The organism is Streptomyces sp. NPDC005574, assembly GCF_040605435.1.
In the GTDB taxonomy this organism is placed as follows: Bacteria; Actinomycetota; Actinomycetes; order Streptomycetales; family Streptomycetaceae; genus Streptomyces.
In genome coordinates, this window is sequence record NZ_JBEXCW010000089.1 from 22,568 (window position 1) to 29,771 (window position 7,204).

Consider the following 7,204-nt stretch of genomic DNA (forward strand, 5'->3'; position numbering starts at 1 on the left):
TCCTCAGTGCCAACTTGCCTGACGAACGCCATTCGGAGCGGCCGACAGGGTGGATTGGTCGAATCCCAAACGTTCTTACGCGCCAGCTGAAAACTTGTTTCATCGTCGGCGACCCGCATTTTCCGCAGACTGATCCGTAACACCGTCCGGAGGCACGTTCGCTGTGCGTGCCTCAGGTGACGGGACGGGCCGTGCACGGCCCACTGAGAGGGGGACCGCGTGGAGGCGGACGAGCTGCTGGTGCTCGTGGCTGGTGGTGACCAGAAGGCGTTCGAGCAGCTGTACGGACTGGTGTCCGGCCCGGTGTTCGGTCTCGTACGGCGCGTGGTGCGCGATCAGGCCCAGTCGGAGGAGGTGGCGCAGGAGGTGCTGCTCGAACTCTGGCGCTCCGCCGCACGGTTCGACCCCGGCCGGGGCAGCGCGCTGTCCTGGGTCCTCACCCTCGCCCACCGCCGCGCCGTCGACCGGGTGCGCAGCGCCCGCGCGGCCGGCGAGCGCGAGCAGCGCGAGGCCCGGCGGTCCCACCACCCGGCCTTCGACCAGGTCACCGAGGAGGTCGAGGCCGGCCTCGAACGCGAATGGGTACGCCGCTGCCTGGACCGGCTCACCGCCCTCCAGCGCCAGTCCGTCACCCTCGCCTACTACGACGGCTACACGTACCGTGAAGTGGCCGAGCGGCTCTCCCTGCCGCTGGGCACGGTCAAAACCCGTATGCGCGACGGTCTCACCCGGCTGCGCGAGTGCCTGGGAGGTGTCGCATGAGTCTGCGCGACCGCCTGTTCCGCCGCGAGGACATCCACTCCCTCGCCGCCCCGTACGCCCTCGACGCGCTGGAGCCCGCGGAGCGGGTCCGTTTCGAGAAACACCTCAAGGACTGCGACAGGTGCGGCGCCGAGGTGCGGGCCCTGTCCGAGGACGCCGTCCGGCTGGCCTGGTCGACCGCGGCACCCGCGCCGGCCGCGATGCGCGACCGGGTGTTCGCCGCCGTGCGCGCCACTCCGCAGGAGTCCCCCGCGCCGCAGGCGGCACGGGCACCGCAACTGCCGCCCCACGTCTGGGGCACCCAGCCGCCGCCGGCGCGCGCCCGCGCGTCGAGGCCGCGCCCCCTGTTCGTGCCGTTCGCCACCGCCACGGCCGCCGCGGCGCTCGTGGTCGCCTCGCTCTTCGCCGTCCAGGCGAACCAGACCCAGGACGAACTGGACGCCCAGCAGTCGAGATCCCGTGAGATCGCCCACGTTCTCGCGGCTCCCGACGCGCGGGCGAGCACCGGCCGGGACGCCGGGGGCCGCACCATCGGGGTGATCGCGTCCGCGTCGCAGGGGCGCGCGGTCGTCACCCTGAGCGGGTACGGCGCGCCACCGAGCGGCAGGGTGCGCCAACTGTGGCTGATGCGCCCCGGCGTGCAACCGCGCTCCCTCGGTCTCTTCGAGGCCGACACGCCCCTCGTCGCGTCGGGTCTCACCCCGTCCGCGACGTCACTCGCTGTGACGGTCGAGCCCGACGGGGGGTCAGCGCAGCCCACCACGCAGCCGATTGTCCAACTCGCCCTGAAATCGGCTGGATTCGGAGAGTAGTCATCAACCTCCTTACGGGGAAGGTGAATCCTGAGACCGCGATACACGAGTGCCCCCGGGGGGCGATAGGGTTAACCTGCCCGGGCCGGGTGGACTCGTACGGGTGGGGAGTGACATGGAACAGATAGCAGTGAGCAGCAGGGCGAGGGTCCCTGCGATCACCTGCGGAAGCAGCGCGACCAGTTCGCGTCTCGACCGCCATCTCTCGGTACTGGCGGGACCCGCCATACCGCAGCGGGAGACGATCGAGGCGACCTCGCTGATGCGGGAACTGACCGCGCGCGACACCGGACACAACCGCAGCGCCACGGGCGCGCGGGTGCGGCGGGTCTCGCTCTTCGCGCCGCTGCGCCGACTGCGCCGTTCGCTGTTCGGCGGGCGCTGAGCCGTACCGGCGTTCCTCGGGGGTGACCCCGGGGCCCGCGCCCGGGTCGCGCCGCCGTCCCGGCGCGGTGCCGCGTTGCCGCCGACCGTCATCCCCACGGTCGCGGCACCGCCCCACCCTGCCTCCCGAGCGCGGGAACCCACGCTCCACCGACCCACCGCACCCCGGCCCACCACCCGACGACGTCCCCGGCACGGACACGGGCACCTCACCGCTCGCCGCGCGCGTACCCCCGCACGGCGAGCGCGACGAACACCGCGAGCGGCACCGCGCGCCATGCCGGTGACCGGTGACGGGATGCGCCACCGGCCGGGCGCCCCGCGCCATCGGCGCGTTTCCGGACAGGTCCCGCGCAGCGGTCGTCACCACGCGCTGAGCGCTCCCTCGCGCCGGACATCCCCACGGTCGGCGGGGGTCACAGGAGGGTGAACTGGCCCTCGGGGCCCTCCTCCTGGTGGTCCAGGACCGAGGCCGGGCGGTGGGCCGCCGCCGGGGGCGGAAGGACGCCCGCCCGGTGGAGGTCCGCCGCGGTGAGCGGCGAGGTGACCGTCAACTCCGCGAGCCGGGGCGTTAGTTCCGCCAGGAGGGCCAACACCGTGATCAGCTCCAGCAGTTCCGACGTCCACGCCTGCGGCCACGTCGACGGACGGATCGCGGCCAGGGTGCCCGGCTCGGGCTCACTCGTACGGCTCGTGAACCACTGCTCCAGGACGCGGACCCCGCCGGCCGCGTAGTCCCAGGCCCCGGGCGGCACCGGCGAGATGCGGCCCTCGTCCAGGTGCAGGGCCTCCTCGTCGCGGTCGTAGTGCAGGGTCAGGGGGAGCGCGGGCAGCGGCGCCCGGACATAGGGGCGGCGGCCGCCCGGGAGCCTGGGGCGGTCGCCGTCGCGGCGCGTCAGCCAGAGCAGACGGCGGCCCACCTCCACGCCGCGCGCCCACAGGCCGGCGTCCGTGGTGAGGGGCGCCCGCGGGCCCGGGCGTGCCGTCGCCACGATCCAGGCGAGCACGTCCTCCGGGGCCGGGGAGTGGCCGAGCCGGGTGGCCAGGTGGTCCAGCAGGCCCGGCGCCAGGTTGGGTTCCCGGCCGCCGGGGCGGCGGTACAGCGGGCGGACCGGCCCGGGGCGCAGCAGGGGCAGCAGGGAAGTCGCGACCACGACGGGGCCGGCCGTGGCCGGGGTGGCCGGCGTCTCGACCAGGAAGATCTGCCGTTCGTCCGCCACCCGCCACAACTCCGGCCGTGCCGCGTCGATCAGCCGGTGATCGGGGATCAGCCACTGCTCGTCGAAGGGGGCGCGCAGCACCCGGACCGGCTCCGGGCAGGGGCCCGAGGCGCGGACCAGCTTCCCGGTGCCGCCCCGCTGGCCCGGCAACTGCCCCACGGCGGAGTACAGGGTGCGTGCGCGGGTCGGCGCGAACAGGGCCTCACGGTCAGGCCCCTGAGCCTTCAGCAGGGTGTCCCAGCGGGCTTTCAGGGATGCCGCGTCCGGCCCCGTCGGCCAGCCCCGGCCGAGCCGCGGCGGTGCGACGGACCACGGCATGAGGTCCGCGAGCAGCGGAGCGTCGTCGTGCGTCACGCTGGGCATCGTATCGGCGGGCCGGGGCACGGGTCAGGTGGCGTCGAGGGTGACCGTGAAGGAGAAGCGGTCGCCCCGGTAGTGGATGACGGCCACGTCAAGCGGCCGGCCCGCGCTGTCGTAGGTGACGCCGGTGTAGTGCAGGATCGGGCTGAGCAGCGGGACCTGGAGCAGCCGGGCCGTCTCCGGGTCGGCGAGCCGGGCCTCCACCGTGTCCGTGATACGGCTGATGTCCGCCCCGACGACGTCCCGCAGCACCTTCGTCATCGGCCAGCGGACCAGATCCTCCGCGTCGATGCCCGCGGCCAGCTCGGGGCGGACGAAGTTGCGGGCGTGGTTGGTCGGTTCGCCGGTCTTCTCGTCGCTGCGCAGCCGGTGATACGTCGCCACTTCCGGCAAGTCCGGGAAGTACTCGGCGAGTTCGGCGGGGACCGGCGCCCGGCCCTGGTCCAGCAGGTCGGTGGTCATCCCGGACTGCTGTGCCACGATCGCGTCCACCGAGCCCAGCAGCCGCACCGGCGTGCCCCGCCGCACACCGGGCTCGATGAACGTGCCGCGCCGGCGGTGACGCGAGATCAGCCCCTCGTCCTCCAGTTCCTTCAGCGCCTGGCGCATGGTCAGCACGCTCACCCCGTAGTGCCCCGCGAGCTGTTCCTCCGTGGGCAGCCGCAGGGGGTCCCGGGGCGAGCGGCCCAGTATCGAGGCGCGCAGCGACTGCGACACCTGGTACCAGAGCGGCAGCTTGCGGTTCAGGACGATCGAGTCCGGGGCGAAGGAGGTCACGCGCCATCCGTACCGGTAGGAGATCTTCAGTGCAAGGGGCGGAAGTGCCGCTCCAGGCCCTGCCACACATCGTCGTAGCCGGCCTGCAGGTGCTCCGCCCGTGCGGCGTGCGGGGCGAGCGAGAGCGGCCAGCGGGTCTCGAACATGAACGCCAGCCCGTCGTCGAGCTTCTGCGGCACGAGTTCGGCGGCGCTCGCCCGGTCGAAGGTCTCCCGGTCCGGTCCGTGCGCCGACATCATGTTGTGCAGCGAGCCGCCGCCGGCCACGAAGCCGCCCGGGCCGGAGGTCTTCGCGTCGTAGGCACCCTCGATCAGGCCCATGTACTCGCTCATCACGTTCCGGTGGAAGTACGGCGGCCGGAAGGTGTCCTCGCCGACCAGCCAGCGCGGCGCGAAGACGACAAAGTCGACGCCCGCGAGACCGGGGGTGTCGGACGGCGAGGTCAGCACCGTGAAGATCGACGGGTCGGGGTGGTCGTGGCTGATCGTGCCGAGCACATTGAAACGGCGCAGGTCATAGGCGTACGGCACATAGTTGCCGTGCCAGGCGACGACGTCCAGGGGTGAGTGGTCGTAGGTGGCCGTCCAGAGGTTGCCGCAGAACTTGTTCACCACCTCCACCGGCCCCTCGACGTCCTCGTACGCGGCGACCGGGGCCCGGAAGTCACGCGGGGCGGCGAGGCCGTTGGCCCCGATCGGGCCGAGGTCGGGCAGGCGGAAGGCCGCGCCGTAGTTCTCGCACACATAGCCGCGGGCCGACTCGTCCAGCAGCTCCACACGGAAGCGGACCCCACGGGGGATCAGCGCGATGTGTGCCGGCTCCACATGCAGCCGACCGAACTCCGTGTGCAGCAGCAGTCCGCCGTGTTCGGGGACGATCAGCAGTTCCCCGTCGGCGTCGCCGAAGACCCGGTCCATGGAGGCGTTGGCGTGGTACAGGTGCACGGCCATACCGGTGCGCTGGGTCACGTCCCCGTTGCCGCCGAGGGTCCACAGGCCCGCCAGGAAGTCCGTCCCCGCCGGCGGCTCGGGCAGCGGGTCCCAGCGCAGCCGGTTCGGGTCGGGCACCTCGTCGGTGAACGGAGCCGTGCGCAGCGCGCCGTTGTCCGTGCGCGTGAAGCGCGGGTGCGCGGCCGAGGGGTGGATGCGGTACAGCCACGAGCGGCGGTTGCAGGCCCGCGGCTCGGTGAACGCCGTACCGCTGAGCTGCTCCGCGTAGAGCCCGAGGGGCGCGCGCTGCGGCGAGTTGCGTCCCTCGGGCAGTGCCCCCGGGACGGCCTCGGAGCTGTGCTCGTTGCCGAATCCGGAGAGGTGGGCCAACTCCTCGGCGGCCTTCCGCGCGTCCCCGCTCATTGATCGCTCCCTTGCGTATCGATTCCTATGCAACACCGTAGGATTGCGTTTTCCCCGGCGCAAGAGGGCGGGGACCTCCTCACTGGGGACGACAAGAACGAGACCTGAGGGGGATCCGGCCGTCGGACCGGTGTTCTAACCTCCCCGCATGTCGTGGACGCGTGGACCTCTCGCCGCGCTCACGGTCTGTGTCCTGGTGCTGACCGGATCCGTGAGCTGCGGTTCCGGCGACGCGCGGGAACACCCGGGCGAGAGCGCCGGAACACCGACCGTGGCGGTGGGCAGGCTCCTGGAGAAGACGGACCGGGAAGGTCGGCACTACCGGGAGGTGGACGGCAAGGACGCACCCGCGGTCGGCATCGAGGTGGCACCCGACGCCGGCGCCGGCTGGGACGTCCGGCTGACCCTCCACCACTTCCGCTTCTCAGCCACCGGCGCCGCGGCCGTGCCCGTGGCAGGCCGCGGGCACGCCCTGCTCCTCGTGGACGGCCGCGCTGTCGCCTCCCTGCGCACCACCCACCACCACCTCGCGCCGCGCTACGTCCCGCACGGCACGCACCACGTCACCGCGCGCCTGTACGCCGACGACGACACGGTGTGGTCCGTCGGCGGCGAACCGGTGGAGAGCACGGCGGACGTCACGGCGTCCGGGGCGGCGCCGTCCACGACCGCGGGCCACGCGTTGAGTGCACCGGGCACTGATCCGCGTACTGAGGGGCGAGCTTCACCGGACCGAGGCGGGAGGGCATCATGAAGCCCGTGCCCCACGCGACATCGCTCCGCCGTGCGCCCGTGCAGCGGCGCAGCGCCGAACGCCTGACCCGCATACTCGACGCCTGCGCCGACCTCCTCGACGAGGTCGGCTACGACGATCTGAGCACCCGTGCCGTCGCGCTGCGCGCCGGCGTCCCCATCGGCTCGGTCTACCGCTTCTTCGGCAACAAACGCGCCATGGCCGACGCGCTCGCCCAGCGCAACCTGGAGCGCTACACCGAGCGCGTCGCCGAGCGGCTGAAGGAGACCGGCGGCGGGGGGTGGCGGGCGGCGGTGGACGCGGTGCTCGACGAGTACCTCGCCATGAAGCGCACCGCGCCCGGCTTCTCCCTGGTCGACTTCGGCAACCAGATCCCGGTCGGCGCCCGGTACGCCGAACCCAACCACCGCGTCGCCGACCGCCTCACGGACCTGCTGTCCGGCTACCTCGGCCGGGAGCCGGACGACGACCTGCGGCGCACCTTCCTGATCGCCGTGGAGACCGCCGACACCCTGGTCCACCTCGCCTTCCGGGTGGCGGCGGACGGAGACCCCCGGATCATCGAGGAGACCCGGGAACTGCTGCGGGCGTACCTGGCACGGGTACTGGACTGAGCCGTCCACGGTGGGCCCCGCCCGGACCGACCCGTCCGTCGGACGGCCCTGCTCGGACCGACCCGTCCGTCGGGCGGCCCTGCTCGGACCGACCCGTCCGTCGGGCGGCCCTGCTCGGACCGACCCGTCCGTCGGGCGGCCCTGCTCGGACCGACCCGTCCGTCGGGCG

Annotated in this window: 8 protein-coding genes; 5 read left to right on the forward strand and 3 right to left on the reverse strand. The window is 73.1% G+C overall.

Annotated features, from left to right (window positions below; translation table 11 throughout):
• The first annotated feature begins 219 nt into the window (after nt 1–219).
• The 3 genes from ABZT03_RS34890 (at nt 220) to ABZT03_RS34900 (ending at nt 1,959) form a co-directional block, all read left to right on the forward strand.
• On the forward strand, nt 220–762 hold the full coding sequence (locus tag ABZT03_RS34890; RefSeq protein ID WP_356046901.1) for a sigma-70 family RNA polymerase sigma factor: 543 nt from the start codon (nt 220–222) through the stop codon (nt 760–762).
• Nucleotides 759–1,574, forward strand: coding sequence for an anti-sigma factor (locus tag ABZT03_RS34895; protein WP_356046902.1), 816 nt, complete (start codon nt 759–761; stop codon nt 1,572–1,574). Before ABZT03_RS34890 ends, ABZT03_RS34895 begins: the two co-directional genes overlap by 4 nt.
• A gap of 115 nt (nt 1,575–1,689) precedes the next feature.
• On the forward strand, nt 1,690–1,959 hold the full coding sequence (locus tag ABZT03_RS34900) for a hypothetical protein (protein WP_356046904.1): 270 nt from the start codon (nt 1,690–1,692) through the stop codon (nt 1,957–1,959).
• 415 nt (nt 1,960–2,374) lie between these two features.
• Here the strand turns inward: ABZT03_RS34900 and ABZT03_RS34905 are convergent, their stop codons facing one another.
• Genes ABZT03_RS34905 through hmgA form a run of 3 tightly spaced genes read right to left on the reverse strand, consistent with a single transcriptional unit; the run spans nt 2,375 to nt 5,667 of the window.
• Nucleotides 2,375–3,541 carry a type ISP restriction/modification enzyme gene (locus ABZT03_RS34905; protein ID WP_356046906.1) on the reverse strand — a complete coding sequence of 389 codons (1,167 nt, stop codon included), beginning with the start codon at nt 3,539–3,541 and terminating at the stop codon, nt 2,375–2,377.
• A 24-nt stretch (nt 3,542–3,565) separates the two neighbouring features.
• A complete protein-coding gene (locus ABZT03_RS34910) occupies nt 3,566–4,315 on the reverse strand; it encodes a GntR family transcriptional regulator (protein WP_356046908.1) in 750 nt (249 codons plus the stop codon).
• A gap of 26 nt (nt 4,316–4,341) precedes the next feature.
• Entirely contained in the window at nt 4,342–5,667 is a 1,326-nt protein-coding gene (gene hmgA, locus ABZT03_RS34915; protein WP_356046910.1) for a homogentisate 1,2-dioxygenase, read from the reverse strand.
• A 148-nt stretch (nt 5,668–5,815) separates the two neighbouring features.
• On the opposite strand from hmgA, the gene ABZT03_RS34920 reads away from it, so the two are divergent.
• Both ABZT03_RS34920 and ABZT03_RS34925 read left to right on the forward strand, forming a co-directional pair.
• Nucleotides 5,816–6,421: a hypothetical protein gene (locus ABZT03_RS34920; RefSeq protein WP_356046912.1), complete on the forward strand. Its 606-nt coding sequence runs from the start codon at nt 5,816–5,818 to the stop codon at nt 6,419–6,421.
• On the forward strand, nt 6,418–7,035 hold the full coding sequence (locus ABZT03_RS34925; protein WP_356046914.1) for a TetR/AcrR family transcriptional regulator: 618 nt from the start codon (nt 6,418–6,420) through the stop codon (nt 7,033–7,035). The genes ABZT03_RS34920 and ABZT03_RS34925 overlap by 4 nt, the downstream gene beginning before the upstream one ends.
• Nucleotides 7,036–7,204 lie beyond the last annotated feature (169 nt).

Bases quoted from the DNA above. Each gene is read 5' to 3' on its own strand.
- ABZT03_RS34895 (WP_356046902.1), top strand. From the start codon at position 759: ATGAGTCTGCGCGACCGCCTGTTCCGCCGCGAGGACATCCACTCCCTC.
- ABZT03_RS34900 (WP_356046904.1), top strand. From the start codon at position 1,690: ATGGAACAGATAGCAGTGAGCAGCAGGGCGAGGGTCCCTGCGATCACC.
- ABZT03_RS34905 (WP_356046906.1), bottom strand. From the start codon at position 3,541: ATGCCCAGCGTGACGCACGACGACGCTCCGCTGCTCGCGGACCTCATG.
- hmgA (WP_356046910.1), bottom strand. From the start codon at position 5,667: ATGAGCGGGGACGCGCGGAAGGCCGCCGAGGAGTTGGCCCACCTCTCC.
- ABZT03_RS34920 (WP_356046912.1), top strand. From the start codon at position 5,816: ATGTCGTGGACGCGTGGACCTCTCGCCGCGCTCACGGTCTGTGTCCTG.
- ABZT03_RS34925 (WP_356046914.1), top strand. From the start codon at position 6,418: ATGAAGCCCGTGCCCCACGCGACATCGCTCCGCCGTGCGCCCGTGCAG.